Origin of the sequence: Allobaculum sp. Allo2, from assembly GCF_022701175.1 — a bacterium.
GTDB lineage: Bacteria > Bacillota_I > Bacilli_A > Erysipelotrichales > Erysipelotrichaceae > Allobaculum > Allobaculum fili.
Genome location: NZ_CP078088.1, coordinates 1,546,562 through 1,563,470, shown reverse-complemented (window position 1 = coordinate 1,563,470; position 16,909 = coordinate 1,546,562). Strand labels below are relative to the sequence as shown.

Annotated in this window: 18 protein-coding genes, 2 tRNA genes and 3 pseudogenes; 12 read left to right on the top strand and 11 right to left on the bottom strand. The window is 50.4% G+C overall.

Features of this window, described 5'->3' with window-relative positions; genetic code table 11:
- Positions 1 to 43 precede the first annotated feature (43 nt).
- The 3 genes from KWG61_RS08755 (at position 44) to KWG61_RS08745 (ending at position 1,046) form a co-directional block, all read left to right on the top strand.
- Entirely contained in the window at positions 44 to 352 is a 309-nt protein-coding gene (locus KWG61_RS08755) for a hypothetical protein (protein WP_230267923.1), read from the top strand.
- 104 nt (positions 353 to 456) lie between these two features.
- Positions 457 to 606, top strand: a complete 150-nt coding sequence (locus tag KWG61_RS08750; RefSeq protein WP_242743478.1) for a hypothetical protein — start codon at positions 457 to 459, stop codon at positions 604 to 606.
- Positions 585 to 1,046: a PolC-type DNA polymerase III gene (locus KWG61_RS08745; protein WP_367614356.1), complete on the top strand. Its 462-nt coding sequence runs from the start codon at positions 585 to 587 to the stop codon at positions 1,044 to 1,046. The genes KWG61_RS08750 and KWG61_RS08745 overlap by 22 nt, the downstream gene beginning before the upstream one ends.
- 132 nt (positions 1,047 to 1,178) lie before the next feature.
- Here the strand turns inward: KWG61_RS08745 and KWG61_RS08740 are convergent, their stop codons facing one another.
- Positions 1,179 to 1,730, bottom strand: coding sequence for a DJ-1/PfpI family protein (locus KWG61_RS08740; protein ID WP_230267921.1), 552 nt, complete (start codon positions 1,728 to 1,730; stop codon positions 1,179 to 1,181).
- A 528-nt stretch (positions 1,731 to 2,258) separates the two neighbouring features.
- Here KWG61_RS08740 and KWG61_RS08735 point away from each other — a divergent pair.
- From KWG61_RS08735 to KWG61_RS08720, 4 genes and pseudogenes are all read left to right on the top strand, one after another.
- Complete coding sequence (locus tag KWG61_RS08735) at positions 2,259 to 2,855, top strand: cation:proton antiporter (protein WP_242743477.1); 597 nt, start codon at positions 2,259 to 2,261, stop codon at positions 2,853 to 2,855.
- Between the two features lie 7 nt (positions 2,856 to 2,862).
- Positions 2,863 to 3,513, top strand: a complete 651-nt coding sequence (locus tag KWG61_RS08730; RefSeq protein WP_242743476.1) for a hypothetical protein — start codon at positions 2,863 to 2,865, stop codon at positions 3,511 to 3,513.
- A 405-nt stretch (positions 3,514 to 3,918) separates the two neighbouring features.
- Positions 3,919 to 4,868, top strand: a pseudogene (locus KWG61_RS08725) (NAD(P)-dependent oxidoreductase).
- A gap of 71 nt (positions 4,869 to 4,939) precedes the next feature.
- Positions 4,940 to 5,860: a DMT family transporter gene (locus KWG61_RS08720; RefSeq protein WP_230267918.1), complete on the top strand. Its 921-nt coding sequence runs from the start codon at positions 4,940 to 4,942 to the stop codon at positions 5,858 to 5,860.
- Positions 5,861 to 5,951: 91 nt separating this feature from the next.
- On the opposite strand, the gene KWG61_RS08715 is transcribed toward KWG61_RS08720, so the two are convergent.
- Positions 5,952 to 6,596, bottom strand: coding sequence for a YoaK family protein (locus KWG61_RS08715; protein WP_230267917.1), 645 nt, complete (start codon positions 6,594 to 6,596; stop codon positions 5,952 to 5,954).
- 397 nt (positions 6,597 to 6,993) lie between these two features.
- Here KWG61_RS08715 and KWG61_RS08710 point away from each other — a divergent pair.
- A pseudogene (locus KWG61_RS08710) lies at positions 6,994 to 7,943 on the top strand (ATPase, T2SS/T4P/T4SS family).
- A 371-nt stretch (positions 7,944 to 8,314) separates the two neighbouring features.
- Complete coding sequence (locus KWG61_RS08705) at positions 8,315 to 8,866, top strand: hypothetical protein (RefSeq protein WP_242743474.1); 552 nt, start codon at positions 8,315 to 8,317, stop codon at positions 8,864 to 8,866.
- A gap of 183 nt (positions 8,867 to 9,049) precedes the next feature.
- Here KWG61_RS08705 and KWG61_RS08700 read toward each other — a convergent pair whose 3' ends face one another.
- The 5 genes and pseudogenes from KWG61_RS08700 to KWG61_RS08685 all read right to left on the bottom strand — a co-directional run bounded on the left by KWG61_RS08700 (position 9,050) and on the right by KWG61_RS08685 (position 13,564).
- The gene (locus tag KWG61_RS08700; protein ID WP_242743473.1) at positions 9,050 to 9,658 is read right to left on the bottom strand and encodes an MBL fold metallo-hydrolase; all 609 of its coding nucleotides are present in this window, start codon (positions 9,656 to 9,658) and stop codon (positions 9,050 to 9,052) included.
- A gap of 177 nt (positions 9,659 to 9,835) precedes the next feature.
- A pseudogene (gene rpmG / locus KWG61_RS08695) lies at positions 9,836 to 9,979 on the bottom strand (50S ribosomal protein L33); the annotation flags it as partial.
- Between the two features lie 151 nt (positions 9,980 to 10,130).
- On the bottom strand, positions 10,131 to 10,526 hold the full coding sequence (locus KWG61_RS16220; RefSeq protein ID WP_256460654.1) for a penicillin-binding transpeptidase domain-containing protein: 396 nt from the start codon (positions 10,524 to 10,526) through the stop codon (positions 10,131 to 10,133).
- Positions 10,527 to 10,579: 53 nt separating this feature from the next.
- Positions 10,580 to 12,265, bottom strand: coding sequence for a penicillin-binding transpeptidase domain-containing protein (locus tag KWG61_RS08690; protein ID WP_256460653.1), 1,686 nt, complete (start codon positions 12,263 to 12,265; stop codon positions 10,580 to 10,582).
- 405 nt (positions 12,266 to 12,670) lie between these two features.
- The gene (locus tag KWG61_RS08685) at positions 12,671 to 13,564 is read right to left on the bottom strand and encodes a YitT family protein (protein ID WP_230267911.1); all 894 of its coding nucleotides are present in this window, start codon (positions 13,562 to 13,564) and stop codon (positions 12,671 to 12,673) included.
- A 70-nt stretch (positions 13,565 to 13,634) separates the two neighbouring features.
- Between KWG61_RS08685 and KWG61_RS08680 the strand changes: the two genes are divergently transcribed.
- From KWG61_RS08680 to KWG61_RS08670, 3 genes are all read left to right on the top strand, one after another.
- Positions 13,635 to 13,892, top strand: a complete 258-nt coding sequence (locus KWG61_RS08680) for a hypothetical protein (RefSeq protein WP_242743472.1) — start codon at positions 13,635 to 13,637, stop codon at positions 13,890 to 13,892.
- Positions 13,893 to 13,948: 56 nt separating this feature from the next.
- Positions 13,949 to 14,023 (top strand) — tRNA-Cys (locus KWG61_RS08675).
- Positions 14,024 to 14,035: 12 nt separating this feature from the next.
- Positions 14,036 to 14,121, top strand: a tRNA-Leu gene (locus KWG61_RS08670).
- A gap of 288 nt (positions 14,122 to 14,409) precedes the next feature.
- Here the strand turns inward: KWG61_RS08670 and KWG61_RS08665 are convergent.
- The 4 genes from KWG61_RS08665 to KWG61_RS08650 form a co-directional block, all read right to left on the bottom strand.
- Positions 14,410 to 15,321: an N-acetylmuramoyl-L-alanine amidase gene (locus KWG61_RS08665; protein WP_230267910.1), complete on the bottom strand. Its 912-nt coding sequence runs from the start codon at positions 15,319 to 15,321 to the stop codon at positions 14,410 to 14,412.
- A 62-nt stretch (positions 15,322 to 15,383) separates the two neighbouring features.
- Complete coding sequence (locus tag KWG61_RS08660; protein ID WP_230267909.1) at positions 15,384 to 15,638, bottom strand: hemolysin XhlA family protein; 255 nt, start codon at positions 15,636 to 15,638, stop codon at positions 15,384 to 15,386.
- Complete coding sequence (locus KWG61_RS08655) at positions 15,638 to 15,847, bottom strand: holin (protein ID WP_230267908.1); 210 nt, start codon at positions 15,845 to 15,847, stop codon at positions 15,638 to 15,640. Before KWG61_RS08655 ends, KWG61_RS08660 begins: the two co-directional genes overlap by 1 nt.
- Positions 15,848 to 15,868: 21 nt before the next feature.
- Positions 15,869 to 16,837, bottom strand: coding sequence for a hypothetical protein (locus tag KWG61_RS08650; protein WP_230267907.1), 969 nt, complete (start codon positions 16,835 to 16,837; stop codon positions 15,869 to 15,871).
- Between the last annotated feature and the right edge of the window lie 72 nt (positions 16,838 to 16,909).

Here is a 16,909-nt window from a genome sequence, read left to right as displayed (position 1 = left end):
ATTTGCGCTGGAACCTGCCCTCGTTCTCTTCAGTCTGGTCTTAATGGTTTCTGTATGGGTTTGTGCTTCGCTGCAGGCGCGCAGCGCTCTGCTTGCGGCATCCGGACGATCGGACATCGATCTGGCAATTGTCGAGCGTGCAAAACAGTTTGCGGGAGAATGCGCCTGGTCCAGACGATGCCAGACGGCTGCTCCGCAAAAGATATTTCACGAGACAATCCAGGCGCATGACGTTCTGTTCAAAGATGAATCCTCAAGAATTCTGGCGCAGTATACGGATCATGGCCATAAGTATAAAATCGAGCTTTATTACGATGAGACCGGTATTATAAAAGCCGAGTACAGTCACTGAAATTCAAAGCGTCCTCTGGCAATAAACATAGCTGCCAAAAGCGAGCGAATCGATGAGACTGGTCATACCTAAAGCAAAATGAACGGATCAGGAGGTCGTTTACTATGGATTTACAGGGATTTGGAGCTACGAAAGAATATGTGCGGCTGACAAACCGCCATTTTGAACAGGTTCATCGGTTTTATATTGCGCTGGATCTGGAAACGACCGGTCTTTCCCCGATTCCGATCGGATCGTCGAAATCGGTGCAGTAGCTTTTCGAAATGGGCAGCCGGCGGAACGCTTCAATACCTTCGTAAATCCAGGCAGACCGATTCCAATCGGCGCGTCGATGGTCAATCACATTACCGATGACATGGTCGCGGATGCGCCGGATGAAAGAGAAGCTCTGCTTGAACTCTTCGCGTTTCTGAATCGCTTTTCCGGTTACGATCTTCTGTTTGTCGGACACAATGCGGCGTTTGACTTTTCGTTTTTATGCGCCGCCTGCAATCGACAGGGCTTTTCGGTAAACTTCCGCTATCTCGATACGCTGCGCATTGCCCGCAGTACTCTTCGCACCGTGCCTAACTACAAGCAGGATACGCTTGCCACTCATTATGGACTCATCAATCCGATGGCCCACCGCGCGGAATCGGATGCGCTGACCTGCGGTCGAATTCTTCTCGCGCTGCTGGCGGAAATTGAATCCTGATCAAGCCGGCAAAGCCGATCCAATTCTTTATTTTGAGACAATAAAAGCCATGGCTTTCCAGATCATTACAATTCTGGAATGCCATGGCTTCTGTTTTACTTCCCCTGCTCAGGGAAGCTCCTGGAAATGATCTTAGAGCGTGTAGGCAACAGCCTTTTTCAGTTCTTCGGCTTTGTGCTTGTCGGTCAGTTTTTCAATCAGCGCAAACGCGAATTCAAAAGCGCCGCCTACTGAAATGCCGGAAACGATATTTCCGTCCACGACCGCATGCTTCTTTTCAAACGTACCGCCAAAAGAGTCTTCATTCATCGAAGGTACACAGACGTACTTTTTGTTTTTGTATACGCCAAGTTCTCCCGCAAGGGCGCTGCCGGCACAGATTGCGCCGAGTACCTTTTGCGGATTCATCGCAAAGGCGCGAATTTCGTCTTCAATGAGCGGAATATTCTTGAATACCGCATACGCGTCTCCGCCGGGGACGATCAGCGCATCGGTCGTTTCAAAATCATAGCCGCGCAGTTCCGTCGGCGTTTCAATGATCAGGCCGTTATTGCCTCTGGCCAGTTTCTTATTTTCAACGTTTACAAGAACCGTAACGATTCCGGCTCTCTTGAGGAGGTCAAAGGGAACGAGTGCCTCAATTTCTTCAAACCCGTCCGCAATCAGGATCGCTGCTTTTTTCAATGTTTATCACCTCGCTTCCAGTTTAAGAAGGCAAAAATCGAGCGAAAAGCCAGATGCCTGAAGGTTTTCTTTTGTGGGATGAATCCATACTGCGGTTCTTGTCTTATTGCTTTTGAGCAGTCTCAAGCCCGGTACAGGCTGGCAGATTTCGCATCCTTTACAAGATTGTAAACTAGCAGAACCGGAGCGATTTTTGATCGACGACGCATTCCGAATTTAAGGTTTTATAAAGTCAGCTTCATCAACTTTTCGAATTGAAGCCGTTGATTCACTTTGGGAATGGTTTTCTGTACTTTTTAAACGATATTCTGTGTTTCCTCCCCATTTTGTTCAGATTTCCTTAAATAATTCACTAAATTTCACATTTTTGATTGACGGGTATACATTAAGGAAAGGTTCAGCGTACTCGCCGGCTCTTGCGTTTTCCATACTACCCCGCTTTTCTTCCGCTTCTGGGGCATGCAAAACCATCCGACTTTCAGATAAATCGCTCATGAATCTTCTATTGAATCAGAAAGGATGAACTGCATGAATTATGCATTAAGTGTTGGAACTGCACTGCTGGCTGGTCTTCTGCTGACCCGGCTGGGAAACAAGTTCCGTCTGCCGGATGTCACATCCTATTTAATCGCCGGACTCCTTCTTGGACCCTGCTGCATCGGTCTTCTTAAAATTCCTGGCCTTGGCTTTCATACGTTCCAGGATGTAGAAGTCCTTCAGCCGTTTAACAATGTGGCGCTTGGCTTTATCGCTTTCGCGATCGGAAGCGAATTTCGTTTAAGCGAACTGAAACAGACTGGAAAACAGGCGCTGACGATCGGTATTCTCGAAGGTATCATCACCACGATTGTCGTCGACTGCGTTCTGTTCGTTGCACACCTGATCGTTCCAGATATTCTGACGCTCGCGGACGTTCTCATTCTCGGCGCAATTGCTGCGGCCACCGCTCCGGCGGCAACGCTGATGGTTGTCCGTCAGTACAAAGCCAAAGGCGACGTCACTTCGACCCTGCTTCCTGTCGTTGCGCTGGATGACGCCGTCGGCCTGATCCTGTTTGCGATTTCCTATGGCGTAGCCATGCATCTTGATTCCCTGACGGTGCGAACATGGTTTCCCTTTTGTTGAACCGCTGATGGAAATCTTCTTCTCGCTGGGCATCGGTGCCCTGCTTGGCTGGATCCTGACACATGTCGCCCGTATTTTCCATTCGAATCGTAACCGCAATACGCTGATTGTCAGCTTCGTCATTCTGGGCGTAACCATTTCAACCGCCCAGATTCACATCGGACCGATGAATTTTGGTCTTTCTTCCCTGCTCGTCAACATGATGCTCGGTACCATCTTCTGCAACTGCTGCCGCAAGTCCGAAGATCTGATGAGCCGTGCCGATCGCTGGTCGGCTCCGCTGATCACCCTCTTCTTCGTATTAAGCGGCGCGGAACTGAACCTGTTCGCCTTTGGCAACATCCTCGTTCTCGCTGTTGGTCTGACGTACATTCTCTCGCGCTGCCTCGGTAAATACCTGGGCGGAAGTCTCTCGGCCGTCATTGCCGGTTCGCCGAAAACCGTACGCAAATGGCTCGGTATTACCCTCTTCCCGCAGGCTGGTGTCGCTCTGGGCATGGCCGCTACGGTCGGCGCCCGCATGGGTGAAAACGGCATGATGATCCGCAACGTTGTTCTCTTCGGCGTTCTGGTTTATGAGCTGATCGGACCGTCTCTGACCAAGTTTACGCTGACCAAAGCCGGAGAAATCAAACCGAAAAACCTCGCCGACGAATAGTCAGAAAGCAACAAGTTTCATTTTTCGCAAAACGGATTTTCCCTTTTGCCTTACAGCTGGATTTCGCAGGAAATCCGGCTTTTCTTCTATCTGAACAGCCGGATTTGACCGATTTATATCCTTTGGTGCTTTTCTGGAGATGGCAGAATCGCTGCGCCGAGATATTTCTCGGATCTCCCTGATTCGTGTATGGCGAAAACACTCTGGATTTTGTTTCAGGCAAAAGTTCCATACGATTCCGCCTGTCCTTTTGGCTCCGGAGGGATCGCCATTGCGCGCTGCAGACAGAACGATTAAAACTAAAAGGACAGCCCGACATGCGGCTGCTGGAAGACCGATTCTTTCTCTCACCGCGTTCGGACCGTCTCGTCTGCGGGAGAGGAAGCGTCTGGAAAGGATGTTTTTATGAATATTGTTCTTCTTGAATCCCTCGGCATTCCCCAGGGCCTGCTGGATTCGTATCGATCCCAAATTGAAGCCGCCGGACATCGCTTTACTGTTTACGAACGGACATCCGATGTCGATACCCTCAAAGAGGAAGTCCGGGATGCGGACGTGCTGATTCTGGCGAATATGCCGCTTCCGGATTCTGTTCTTGATCAGGCAGATCATCTTCGCTATATCGATGTCGCCTTTACCGGCGTCGATCACATTCCCGTAAAGGAAGCCCTGCACCGCAGCATTGCGATTTCCAACGCGTCGGGCTATGCCACGGAATCGGTTGCGGAACTGGCGATTGCAATGATGATTTTACTTGCACGAAAAGTGCCAGCGCTTCAGCAGGCCTGCCGGGAAGGCAAGGCCAAAGGCCGTCTGGAAGGCTGGACGCTTCAGAATCGGACCGTCGGTATTGCCGGCGCGGGAAAAATCGGTCTGCGTACGGCTCAGCTGGCTAAATCGATGGGCGCCCGCGTTCTGGCGTTCAATCGCTCGCAAGTTCATTGTGACTGGATCGATGAACAGGTGCCCCTGGACAAGCTGCTTCAGGAAAGCGATATTCTTTCCCTGCATCTGCCGCTGACCGATCAGACACGCGGTTTGATCGGTAAAAGGAGCTGGAGTGCATGAAGCCGGGAGCGATCGTCATCAACACGGCGCGCGGACCTATTCTCGATAACAATGCACTGGCTGCTCTTCTTGAAAACGGTCATCTTGCGGGAGCAGGTACTGACGTCTTTGATCAGGAGCCGCCTCTGCCCCTCGATCTGCCGTTTTTAAAAGCGCCCAATACGATTCTGACACCGCATATCGCCTACGATTCTGAACAGTCCATGAAAGAGCGGGCGGAAATTGTCTTTGACAACCTCTTTTCGTGGCTGAACGGAACGATTAAAAACGAAATCAAGGCCGGCTGAAGGCGGCAAAGTATCGAATCAATAAGAGTGAATAAAAAGAGTTAACCGAGTTTAAGAAAGGATCTGGAAGTATGCGTCAAACGGTAACCGAGAGCGACGAGATCGCCGCTCTATCGCCGTCCTCTTCCAGGAGGATGGCTTCTTCAAAAGGGGCAAAAGGCATTTTGTACATGGTCATTGCCTCAATTCTTTTTGCGACAGGCGGTCTCGTTCTGAAATGGACGAACTGGAATTCGCTGGCCATTAACGGCGTTCGCTCCTGCTTTGGGGCTGTCGTGATCGGTCTGTTCATGCTTATTACCCACCATCGCCTGCGCCTGAACAAATCGGTGTTTGCGGGGGCGGTGGCGTACATGTTCATGACAACGCTCTTTGTTCTTTCGAACAAAATGACGGCTGCGGGCAACGCGATTGTCCTGCAGTTTTCCTGCCCGATCTGGATCGTCCTGCTGAACCTTATCCTGTTTCATCGAAAGCCGGATCGAAGACAGATCATCGCCCTGACGCTCATTGTGATCGGCATTGTCTGCTTCTTCCTGGATTCGCTGCAGTCCGGCAGCTGGGCCGGCGATCTGATCGCGATCCTTTCCGGATTTTTCTACGCGATTCTGTTCATGCTGAACAGCTTTAAAAACGGCGATGCCCTCTCGTCCATTTTCCTTGGCCAGATCGGTACCGTGATCTGCATGGCTCCGTTTGCTTACGGCTGTTCCATGACGCCTTCCAATCTGTTTGCGATTTTCTGGCTCGGTACTTTCCAGGTCGGCTTCGCCTATGTATTCTTCGCTTTAGGAACCGGCCTGATCAGCGCGCTCAACGCGTCTCTGGTCAACGCGATCGAACCGGTACTCAATCCGACGCTCGTTGCTCTGGCCGGCTACGAATCGCTCAGCGGCTTATCGCTTGCTGGCGCGGCCATCGTCATCTGCAGCGTCATCTGGAATTCTCTGCCCGCGTCCGCGCGCAGACACCTGCAGGCAAAAACGGCCTGAGCGTGACGTTATCCTTTCCAAACGATTTGGATCCAAATCAAAGGGTCTGTATTCGACAAAGGTCCCCTTTTCTCGAACACAGACCCTTATTTTATTTTTCCACGACATCCGGATGGACGCTCATCATGACCAGCGCACAAAGCAGAAGGGCGCAGGAAATCCAGATCGTCTTTAAGCCAAACTGCAGGCAGAACACTCTGCCCAGCCCGGCACCTAGAACGAACAGACCGATAATGAGGAAATAACTGAAGGCTTTTTCAAACAGGCCTGAATTGTTACTGTGAATGGCGCTGATCAGAGAATCCGTACCGCCGCGCAAATTGCCGATACACATGGTTGAAGCGAAGGGAATGCCATGAAACTTGCGAAACGTCTGCACCTGCATGGCGCAGGAAAAGGAAACGAGCGCGTTGGCCAGCGAATCGGCTTCAATAAACGGTACGCCCAGAAGCAGGACGATCATAAGTACAGTAATCATCTGCCGCCAGTGAAAGCGGGCGTGCAAAAAGTGCAGATGAATCAGCTGCGCCGCTGCGATTCCTCCGCAAAAGGCCAGAACGGGAAACAGATATTTTAAAAACGCCATCCAGTCCCCTTCAAACAGCCGCGCGCTCATCAGGACCAGATTTCCCGTCATCGCGTTGGCGAAAACTTTTCCGCGCTCAAAATACGTATACGCATCCTGCAGTCCTCCGGAAAGCGTTAAAAATGCCACTGTCCAAAGGGATTCCGACATCTGTTTCTGTGATGTTTTCAGTTTCAATTTGTTCGCCTCGTCTTTACCCATTCCTGCCCGCACAAAGCCAATACGATGTTTGCGGGCGATTTTGCCTGAAAAACGAATCGATCCGTTTATTCGCTTCGATTTGTTTTCTTTTTCCCTGTAACTATAAAAGGCTTCAAAAGACAAACCCTATTGAGATACCTGTCCTTATCCGAAGACAGCGTTTTCAGCAATGCAATGCGATACCGGACTCTCCCGTTTTCGGTGATCTTTTTCTATCTGCGTCTTCTGAAGACTCTGCTTTTTGACGGCTTTGGATCTTCTTCGAGGTCGAATCCGACGGAAAAAGTCGACTTTCCATTTTCATCGTCTGTCTCGTTTTTCGTATGAACAGACAGGAGGTGAGACCATGCGCGATCTTTGCCGGCTGCTGCTGTCTCTGGCGATGGAACGGGAAATCACCGACATTCATTTAGAGCGCAAAGGAAAAGGACTTCACCTCTTCTTTCGAACGGACAAAGGGCTTGAAGAACTGGATCAGGACATTTTCCCGCCGGAGTTTCTGGAGTATCTGAAGTTCCTTTCCGGCATGGATCTTTGCCAGCCCAATGAACCGCAGTCCGGCGAATTTACGATGACGGTTTACGGAAAGAAAGCGCAATGCCGCTTTTCTCTGCTTCACGCTCAGGATACGCAAACCGGGGTAATCCGTCTTCTCCATTCGGCCAGACACTTTGCGCTTGAAGATCTCAGCTCCTGCAAGGAAGCAGCAAAACGTCTTGAGCGCTTTACGCAGACCGATCGGGGTCTGATCATTTCCTGCGGTCCTACCGGATCGGGAAAATCGACGACCATTCACGCGCTGCTCCACCGCATTCTCGAAAAGCGGCCGCTGAAAATCGTGACGATGGAAGATCCGATCGAAATTCAGGAGCCGGACATGCTGCAGATTCAGATCAATCCAGGCCGAGGCGTTACGTACCAGCGCACCCTCGAAGAACTGCTCCGCCAAAATCTGGATGTTCTTTTCATCGGCGAATGCCGTTCGGAAATCGCTGCGAAAATGACCGTTCGCGCTTCCTCACCGGCCATGTCGTCTATACGACTCTGCACTGCGGCAGCGGCCTGGAATGCCTTTTGCGCCTGCTCGATCTCGGTGCAGACGAGCAGGATCTGCGCAGTGTACTGAAAGGAATTTTTGTCTGCCGCCTTTTACGAAACGGCGATCAGAAGGAGTGTGTTTATGAAATCTGGAATGAGGAAGACGTCCATCGCCTCTTCGAAGAAAAAGAAAACGCCCGTCCGGGACTTTCTTTTGAAGCCTGTCTTCGCCCCGAAGGGGATGCCGGTTCTGGATGAAAAGGAAATGGATCTGTTTTGCCTGCTGCTCAAAAGCGGGCTGACGTTTCCCGATGCCCTGTCTCTTTCGTTTCAATCCCATGCAGAAATTGAAAAACGGCTTGAACAGGGTATTCCGTTTTCGCAGATCGTCCGTTCACAAAAAGAGCGGAACATGAAGCAGCTTGGTGTTCTGATGGAAATCTTCGATCTTTCCCTGGCGCTCGAATTTCACGAACAGCTGCGCAAAGCGCGAAAAACGCTGCATGGAACGCTCCTGAAAAAAGCGGCTACCCACTCTTTCTCATGGCGTTTGCGAGCGGTCTGGTCTGTTTTTTGCCAACAGCATTCTTCCCTCCCTGCTTGGCGAAGGCGGGTCCTCTTCCCTTTCCTTGCTGAATCTGCTGAAGCTGATTTCCCTGCTGTTCTGGATCGCCGTTTTCATCGGTGTCGTTGCCGTCGGCTGGATGATCACGTTTCCGCAGGCGGCTTCCCGGATTTCGCCGCTTCTGTTTTCCATTCCCCTTTTAAAGACGTTTTCGTCCATGGAATGCGCCGTCGTCTTTGAATGCGTCCAGAAAGCATCCTTGTCCACAAGGCAGGCCAGCCGTCTAATTCAGGAATCGGGCTGTTTTCCTTTCGCGCAGATTTTATGGCAAAGCTGGATTCGAGAGATTGAAGCGGGAAAAAGTCTGGAAGCGTGCATACGCAGGGAAAGACGGCTGGAAGATCGGTTTATCCGCTTTTTTGAAATTGGTCTGGAAACAAGCCGTATGGAAGAGATGATGCAGGCGTATCAGCAGGGTCGTCTGCTGCTTTTTGAAAAGCAGCTCAGTCAGTTCAGCCGTTATCTTCTCTATGCGGCCTATGGCTTTGTCGGGATTCTGGCAATCAGCGTCTATCAGATCATGCTGGAGCCGTTAAGCATGCTGGAAGGGATATAGATCCGTTACAGGAAGATATTCGGGTCTTCCATACATAGATGCACCCTGTATGAAGCAGACTGCGCATGACTGGATCGCTTTGAACAAATCCTAAGGCAAAAGCGAACGCCAAGCCGGAATCAAACGCAAAAGAAAAAGTCCGCAGAGCAGGCTCTTCAAAATCAAATCAGATCAGGTTGTACATCAGATACGGGTTATGCGTTTTTCCTGTTCGAGCGTGGTCGATGGACCATGACCCGGATAGACGACATAATCCTTTTTCAGCGATTTGAGAAAGTTCAGCGAATCGCGCATCTGGCTGACGGATCCGCCGGGCAGATCGGTACGGCCGATGGAGCCTTCAAACAGGACATCGCCGGTAAACAGGTTATCTCCGATTTCGAGAATCGTACTGCCGATCGAATGACCTGGCGCATAATACGCCGAAACGCCGAAGGTACCGATCAGATTCTGACCTTCTTTGTAGGCAACCGGTTTCGCCTGAAGCGTCAGATGCGGAATGCCGACAAACGAAGCGGAAGCATTCTTTTCCGGCTGGGACAGAAAGTCGAGTTCGGCCGGATTGACGTACACATCGACGTTGAACTCTTCAAGCAGCGTATCGATCGCGCCGATATGATCAAAATGAGCATGTGTCAGACAGATGGCATCCACTTTCACATTCAGCGCGCGAACCATCATGGCGATTTCGCGGCCTTCATCACCCGGATCGATGATCAAAGCGTGTCCATGATCGGAAACAATATAGCAGTTGGCCTGTACGGGACCAACGGGTTTGCAGATTACTTCCATAACTGTACCTCCCTGGAATTTTTCCTTCTTCATCATATGCTTTTTCACCTGCAAAGCTTAAACGGATGCCGCAAAAGCGAAAAAACGGCTACAAAAAGGATGCCGCTTGGGCATCCGTCTGTGCAATGGACACGGCGCGGGAAAAGGATTCCCGGATGAAGATCCAGTGCGATTACTTCTTTCTTTGTGCTCAGTCATTTTGTTGCATTTCGGGCAGTATTTCTTGATGGTCATACGTTCCGGATGCTTTTTCTTGTTACGGGTACCGATGTAGTTTTCATCGCCGCAAACCGCGCACTTGAAAGTGATACGATCTCTCACGCTGTTTCCTCCTTACATTCCTGCCGATTATAGCACAGAAAATTGAGACGAACAATAATTCCTGAAACAGCCCCCATGGGCGCGCCAGAGCGGCAATCCCATCGGGGCTGTCAGTTGATTCAAATTAATTTATTGGGTTTGCTGAACCCGTCTACTGCGCCGCCGAATCGCCGCTCTGTACGCGGTTTTCCGGATACAGGTTGAAGTATTCCTGCAGGACCGGACCTACGACGTTATTGGCGCAGATGTTGGCTGAAAGCGACTGGCTGTTGATCGAAGACGTCGGTGCCGAGCACGCAAAGGCGACGCTCGGTTTTTCCACAGGTCCATAACCGACCAGGTTGGCCGTGGTCCATTCGCCGACTTCGGCTGTTCCTGTTTTCGCCGCCATGTTCTCATCAAGATTTTTAAGCGGCTTGAAGCAGTTCTCATCCGCGACGCAGGCCTGGAAGCCTTCCTGAACGCGCTTGAGATGGCTGGCGTTCTTTTCGTCGAGTTCGTTTTTCAGAACGACTTCGTTCAGATCGAAAATTTCGTCGCCGCCCACTTCCTTGGAGTACTGGTAAAAGCGCGGCTGGAACAGTTTGCCGTCTGCGGCGATTACCCCGCATACTGCATCAGCTGCAGAGGAGTATACGTATCGAGCTGACCGATCGCGTAGTTGATGACCATGTTGGGTGTATTGTTTCCCGCTGCGAAGACGGTCACTTCATTGGGAACATCGAGACCGGTCATATTGCCCAGTCCAAACTGCGAATAGTAATTGCGCATCTTGTTGAGCGTTCCAGGAACATCGACGATATTGAGGGCTTCGCCCGGTACATAGTTATACCCGCCAAGACGCATCGCGATCTGGAACATGTAAACGTTGGACGAAACCGAAAGCGCCTGCACATCGTTTACCGGACCGTGTTCGGTGTAGGAGCCGAAATTCTGTCCGCCGATGTTCATGACTTCATCGACAATGACTTCGCCTTCCTGCACAACGCCTTCGGACTGTCCCATGTACACCGTAGCGCCTTTTACGCAGCTGCCCGGGTTGATCAGCTGGGTATAGTTGCCGGACGCGTAATAGGAAAGCTGCCGGGTTTCCGGATCCATCTGATAGCCGGAAAGGGCCAGCACATCCCCGGTCTGTGGGTTTTCCATGCACATGAACAGCGTGTAGAAGTTTTCACGGTTTTTCGTTCCGCCGTACGCCTGCAAAACGGATTTCAACGTTTCATCGAGCTTGAGCTGCAAGTCGATATCTACAGACAGATAAAGATCATGCCCCTTCTTTGCCGGCTGGAGAATCTGCTTATGCGCAAGACCGTTGGAGTCGTAGGTGATTTTGGCGATTTCATCGGTACCGCTGAGCAGATCGTTGTACTGCAGTTCCAGACCGGATTTGCCGACCTGGGCATTGTACTGATAGCCCTTAGCCAGATATTCGTCCGCCAGCGAGTCTGGAAGACCTTCGGTGGACGTCGATACGGATCCGAGAACATCACTGAGCGATTCGCCGTACGGATATTCGCGTTTCCAGCCGCCAAAGTCGATGTCAAAGCCGGGAAACTCGCTTTTGTGTTCAACGAGATAGGCGCATTCTTCATCGTCCGCGTCTTCGGCAATGACTGCCGACTGACCGGTCGACGAACTCTGGGCCATACGGTTATAAATGGCTGCGGCCTTCAGAGCACGCGCGTCAGCCTGATCGATGGTTTCCTGCGTCATGGCACCTAACTGAATCTGCCGAAGCTGACTGGATGTCATTTCTCCCGCATCGTACGTTGCTCTCTGTTCTTCATTGAGCAGATCAAGACCGTCGTAATGCGGATCTTCGGGATCGAGGAGCGTTGTGTACTGCAGGTACGCGTCCTTGATTTCCGCATTGGTGAAGTCGTCCATCTCAATATGGAACACTTCGCCCATACGGTCGGCGTAAATCATCATATCGGTATACGTAGCGTTCTGCGGTGTCGTATAGACGATATTTTTACAGGCAACCGTTTTGGCGAGCACACGTCCTTTGGCATCGTAAATCTGACCGCGCGGTGCGGAACTGTACTGTTTAATGGACGTATAGTCATCCTGCTTTTCGAGATAGGAATTGTGATGAATCGCCTGGATATCCACCAGACGCACAAACAGACTCAAAAACAGAGCCACAATGACGATGGATAAAACCAGAATTCGATTGGAGACCAGTCGGCTGATCCGGCTGCTTTTTCTTTGGATTTTGAGCTTCTGCGTTTTCTCATTTTTCCTCCTTTCCAGTGGGTGCGAACCAAAGGCAATCGGCATGGAATGCCGGCTTTTCAATTCACTTGGATTTATCGGACAGGATCCTCAATCCGGATCCTTTTTCGCTTATATATTTCTTATTTTATTTTTCGCTTATTCGAAAACTTTGCGTCGTCCATGTTCCAGTCTGAACATTTGGATTTTTACTTTACTCCGTTCTTCTTAAACGGGAATAAAAAGCCGTCTGCATAAACTGGAGCGGGTTTCGCGCTTCTCATTATAGCAGAATCGATTTGTGAAATATACGTATTATTTAACTATTTGCGCTTATCGGTTCGCGCCGAATACCCACAAATTTAAAGCATTTTTGCACCAGCGAAAAGCCAGAGAAAAAGAGGGAAACCGGACGTCTTCGGTCTTCCTCTTTCGTGTGCATTAAAAGAACAAGGGAAATAAAACAGGGTTCTATTCGATTGGCTTCTGGTAGAAGCTGCCGTAAAACGATACGGTTCGATAGACGTTGATCAGACAGTGCGGATCCGCCTTGATCAGTGCACGGGTCAGCTCCGGCAGTTCAAAAGAAGAAACAACGGATTCACAGATGTAGTACGTTTCACCTTTGTACGCGCCCTTGCATTCGATGATGGACATACCGTGACGAACTGTTTCCATAAACGCGTCGACAACCGGTTTTGGGTCCTTGCACGTAATCTGCAGGGTCATGCGCTGATAGCGTTTGTACATCTTGTTGATGACGGTCGTGGACAAAAACTGGAAGATGATGGAATACGCGCAGTAAATCCAGCCAAAGGAGAAACCGTAGGCGATATACATCGCGACGTTGAAATAGAACACGATGTTAAAGATCGAACGGTGAATCTTGTTGGATACGTACTGGGCGATAAAGTCGGTACCGCCGGTCGAGCCGCCGGAACTTAACGCCAGAGAAATCGAGAAGCCCCAGAGAATGCCGCCAAACAGCAGGTTCATCATGATGTCGTAAAATAACGGTTCAAAGCTGAAAATTTCCAGGAACATGGAAACCAGAACAAACTGAATGGCCGAAAGGAGAACAAAGCGCTTGGAAATGGCGCGCACGCAAAACGCGGCGACTGGAACGTTCAGGAGGATAATGAGTAAAGAGACCGGCAGATTCATCCCGCCAAGCGAGGCGACACGGCTGATAAACAGCGCAATACCGGTAAAGCCGCCGGAAATCAGGTTGCAGGGATCCATGAAAACCTGCACGACATACGTCTGCAGCAGCGCAGAGAGAATGATTTTGATCAGGGAAAACAGAAAGCTCAGCGTTCGGTTGCGGCCAAGATTCTGTTCAAATTCTTCGATCAGATGATACATGTCAGCCTCCTTGATATTGATTTGAAACCACTGCCGCCAGATTTTGAAGCTCTGGTGCAGACCGGGCTTCATGCATTATAAGACAAAGTTTTCTTTTGGAACAATCGAAGCGAAAAGAGCTTCCTCTTGCCAAGAATTCCAGCAAATCCGCAAAAAACAAATCCAGAAAGAATCCCCTGCTCACTTTCGTCCTTCTGAAATTTCCAGGTCAAAAAACACGCGGGGAAAAGATCACGATTTTGGGGGATTACTAGTAATTGGAAACGAGGCAATTTCCGGCGTTTTGCTTCTTCATGCTAAGAAATCAGGAATTCAGATTTACGGTTGACCCTCGGAAAGATCTTTGATAATATGAACGAGCGTTAACAAATGGTTCACACAAATGGTTCCGTAGCCAAGTGGCTAAGGCAACAGACTGCAACTCTGTGATCGTCGGTTCAACTCCGACCGGAACCTCCATTTTTATTGCACGGGATCGTGGCGGAACCGGTAGACGCAACGGACTTAAAATCCGTCGAGCTTTGCTCGTGAGGGTTCAAGTCCCTCCGTTCCCACCATTTGATACAAAAGCTGAACACGGATACCTTTGTTGTAGAAGTTTCAAGCTTAGTTTTAATTCACACATTCGCCTTTAAGCGAAACTAAAAACGCCCTCAGCTCGAAAGCTGAGGGTTTTATTTTGTCGAGTCACTCGATGAACTGTTTCGCATTTTGTCGAGCCCTGTCGACACTGTCGACAAGCTACATCGACACTGTCGACACACATAAAAGGCCCCAATCTGGGACCTTTTACACGTGCAAGTCCCGTAGGATTCCTTGCCGTTCTTAGTGAAGTCAGTATAGCACTAATACTTGATTTCCTGCCCTTCGCAGTACCATCCGGCCTTCGTGGCGGCATCGTGTTCCTTCAGGCTAGCCGTTAGTAAGTGCTCACCGCTATGCGGGTTATACATGCGATAGATCGGCCGGGATCCGCCAGAAATAAAGGCAGTGCCTTCGTCCTTCCAGCCCAGATCTACCAGGCGGTTCTTCTCTTTCTGATCAGCAGTGAACAGGTGCTTTCCGCCTGCATAGAGGCGGTAAACCGGTTCACCTTCAGCCGGGGCTACCCAGCCAATGCCCTCGTACTTCCAGCCCAGATCTGCAAGAGCCTGAGCCTCTTTGTGCGATTGCGTATAGAGATGATCTGCTCCTGAATACAGGCGGTATACGGATCCAGCCGCCGCTTCCGGAACCTTGACCGGCTCTTTCTTTGACGCTGGTGCTTCCGTCTTCATGAACTGATTGACCTTCTCAAGGAACGTACTCCAGGAGTAGGGGCGCCCGGATCTGAGCAGTCTGGGGCAGTCTTTGGCCATCCATTGCGCATGTTGGAACACGCTATGCTGCGCGGATCCGCCAATCTTCTTGAGCAGGTACGCGGTCAGCTCGGCCGCTCTGTCATGAGCTTTCTTGATGTCGCCGCACTCACAAATTTCAATGGCAATCGTCTTCCGGTTGCCTGCGCCCAATGCGCCATCGCCGGCGTGCCACGCGTTTTCAGTGATCGGAAGCAGCTGAAAGCAGTTGATATCATCAATCACAAAGTGGTAACTGGTGGTCGAGTTGAAACCGCCGTTTTGTGTCATGTACAGCATGTGATTTTTGGCCGATGCGCTGGATCCTGTATTGTGGATCGTTACTCCCGTGGCGTCCATAGGATAGGCCGGCCTTGCCGGAGTGCCGGCCGGGATGTAGGATTTTGTAATTTCTACCATTTCATTTCCTCCATATAAAAGCGGAGCAAATTGCATAATCTGCAAATTACTCCGCCATGCTTTTATCCTGCTGTTTTCTCCAGATCGTCGATCCGGTGATTGGCCACTCTGATTTTTTCTGCCGTCACCCGCTGATCTTCCTCAAGGTGATAGACCCTCTCGATCAGCTGATTGTGTCTATCTTGCTTCTTCTCCAGTACGTCCAGGCGGTATTTCATCAGAGCCGACGTTTTACTGTTCGCAATCAGATTCACAACGATCGAAGCAATGGCCGGGATGCTGGCGGCAATAATCGCCGATGTGATCACTGGATCCATCACTGAGCCACCTCATCCTTGACTTCAGGAAGGCCGGCAATGGACGTCAGAACAGAGCAAATCCCGGCCATGATTGTGATGGACAACAGATTGAGCCAGTCAACTTCCAGAACGCCGAACATACCTGATCCAAGTACGGCGAGCGCTGATTGCGCCATTGTCTTCACCGCACGAATACCTGCGGCTTTGAACCAAAGTGTATTTTTCATTTCTGTTTCCTCTCTTTCTGTCTATCTGCGCATTGCGCACTTGGTGGCAATACGTTCTGGCATAGGGCCGACCTCAACACTGTCGACGTATCCGTCATTGCTTCCGAATGTGTAGATAGAAAGCACCCCCGACTGAAGCGGATCGATAATCGGCGAATCTCCCTGACCGAAAAGAATCTGCACATCACCCGTTTTCGTATCTTTCACGACAAAGAAAGCCGCGTATTTCATGCCGGATTTGGAGCTGATATTTTGGGTAGTCATAATCTGTCCACCGCCACCTCGGAACGTAACCGGCACATCAGCTTCATACTCCGCGGTGATGGCAAAGCGGTACTCCGAATATCCGCCGTATAACGTGCCTGTGCTAGCGCCATACATATTTGCTATGTCGAAATGGTTAAATCCAATCGCCTCATTTTTGACATATTTGCTCGCCGCTTCTTCTTTCGCCAGATATGTATCTGCCGCATCCGTTTTGGCTAGATATGTATTGGCCGCATCTGCTCCGGATAAGTAATCCGCCGCTTCCAGCTGGCTTACCTTCGCGCTGAGCTGATTCAGCAAATCGTACTTTGGGTCTGTCTCCTCGATCGTGTCCGGCTCGAAGAAGTCGCCGATCTGGACTGTCATGGGCGAAAGGTGCCAGTGTTTGGAGTCGCCACCGGATCCGCAAAGCTGGATCTGGCAATCACCTGGCGCAACCGCAAGACTCGCCGGAATGGTAAAGACGATTTCCAGCTTGCCGTCCTCGTCTTTCACGCTATCTGGCAGAACCGATCCACGCTGAAGGTTGACGTTTTCATATTGCATTTCCCACGTGATGGAGTTAAGGCTGATCCCCTTTGGAAGCTCGTCCACGTCTTTCTCGAGCAGGAAGCGAATGGTTCTTGTTGCGCTGTCGCCTGCTACGCCGATGACAGGCTTTTTATCTGAGCTGTCTGCGCTAACAACTTGTTTCGATTTAAAATCAGCTTGTAAAATTGTCATTTCATTCTCCTTTCATCAGAAAACCCGCCGGTGGAGGCGGGTTTTTTGTTTAATCTGGATAAGTATCTACCA

Coding starts and splice junctions, on each gene's coding strand:
- KWG61_RS08755 (WP_230267923.1), top strand. CDS start 44: ATGGTTTCTGTATGGGTTTGTGCTTCGCTGCAGGCGCGCAGCGCTCTG.
- KWG61_RS08750 (WP_242743478.1), top strand. CDS start 457: ATGGATTTACAGGGATTTGGAGCTACGAAAGAATATGTGCGGCTGACA.
- KWG61_RS08735 (WP_242743477.1), top strand. CDS start 2,259: ATGAATTATGCATTAAGTGTTGGAACTGCACTGCTGGCTGGTCTTCTG.
- KWG61_RS08730 (WP_242743476.1), top strand. CDS start 2,863: ATGGAAATCTTCTTCTCGCTGGGCATCGGTGCCCTGCTTGGCTGGATC.
- KWG61_RS08720 (WP_230267918.1), top strand. CDS start 4,940: ATGCGTCAAACGGTAACCGAGAGCGACGAGATCGCCGCTCTATCGCCG.
- KWG61_RS08715 (WP_230267917.1), bottom strand. CDS start 6,596: ATGTCGGAATCCCTTTGGACAGTGGCATTTTTAACGCTTTCCGGAGGA.
- KWG61_RS08700 (WP_242743473.1), bottom strand. CDS start 9,658: ATGGAAGTAATCTGCAAACCCGTTGGTCCCGTACAGGCCAACTGCTAT.
- KWG61_RS08690 (WP_256460653.1), bottom strand. CDS start 12,265: ATGCCGATTGCCTTTGGTTCGCACCCACTGGAAAGGAGGAAAAATGAG.
- KWG61_RS08685 (WP_230267911.1), bottom strand. CDS start 13,564: ATGTATCATCTGATCGAAGAATTTGAACAGAATCTTGGCCGCAACCGA.
- KWG61_RS08680 (WP_242743472.1), top strand. CDS start 13,635: ATGCATTATAAGACAAAGTTTTCTTTTGGAACAATCGAAGCGAAAAGA.
- KWG61_RS08665 (WP_230267910.1), bottom strand. CDS start 15,321: ATGGTAGAAATTACAAAATCCTACATCCCGGCCGGCACTCCGGCAAGG.
- KWG61_RS08660 (WP_230267909.1), bottom strand. CDS start 15,638: ATGGATCCAGTGATCACATCGGCGATTATTGCCGCCAGCATCCCGGCC.
- KWG61_RS08655 (WP_230267908.1), bottom strand. CDS start 15,847: ATGAAAAATACACTTTGGTTCAAAGCCGCAGGTATTCGTGCGGTGAAG.
- KWG61_RS08650 (WP_230267907.1), bottom strand. CDS start 16,837: ATGACAATTTTACAAGCTGATTTTAAATCGAAACAAGTTGTTAGCGCA.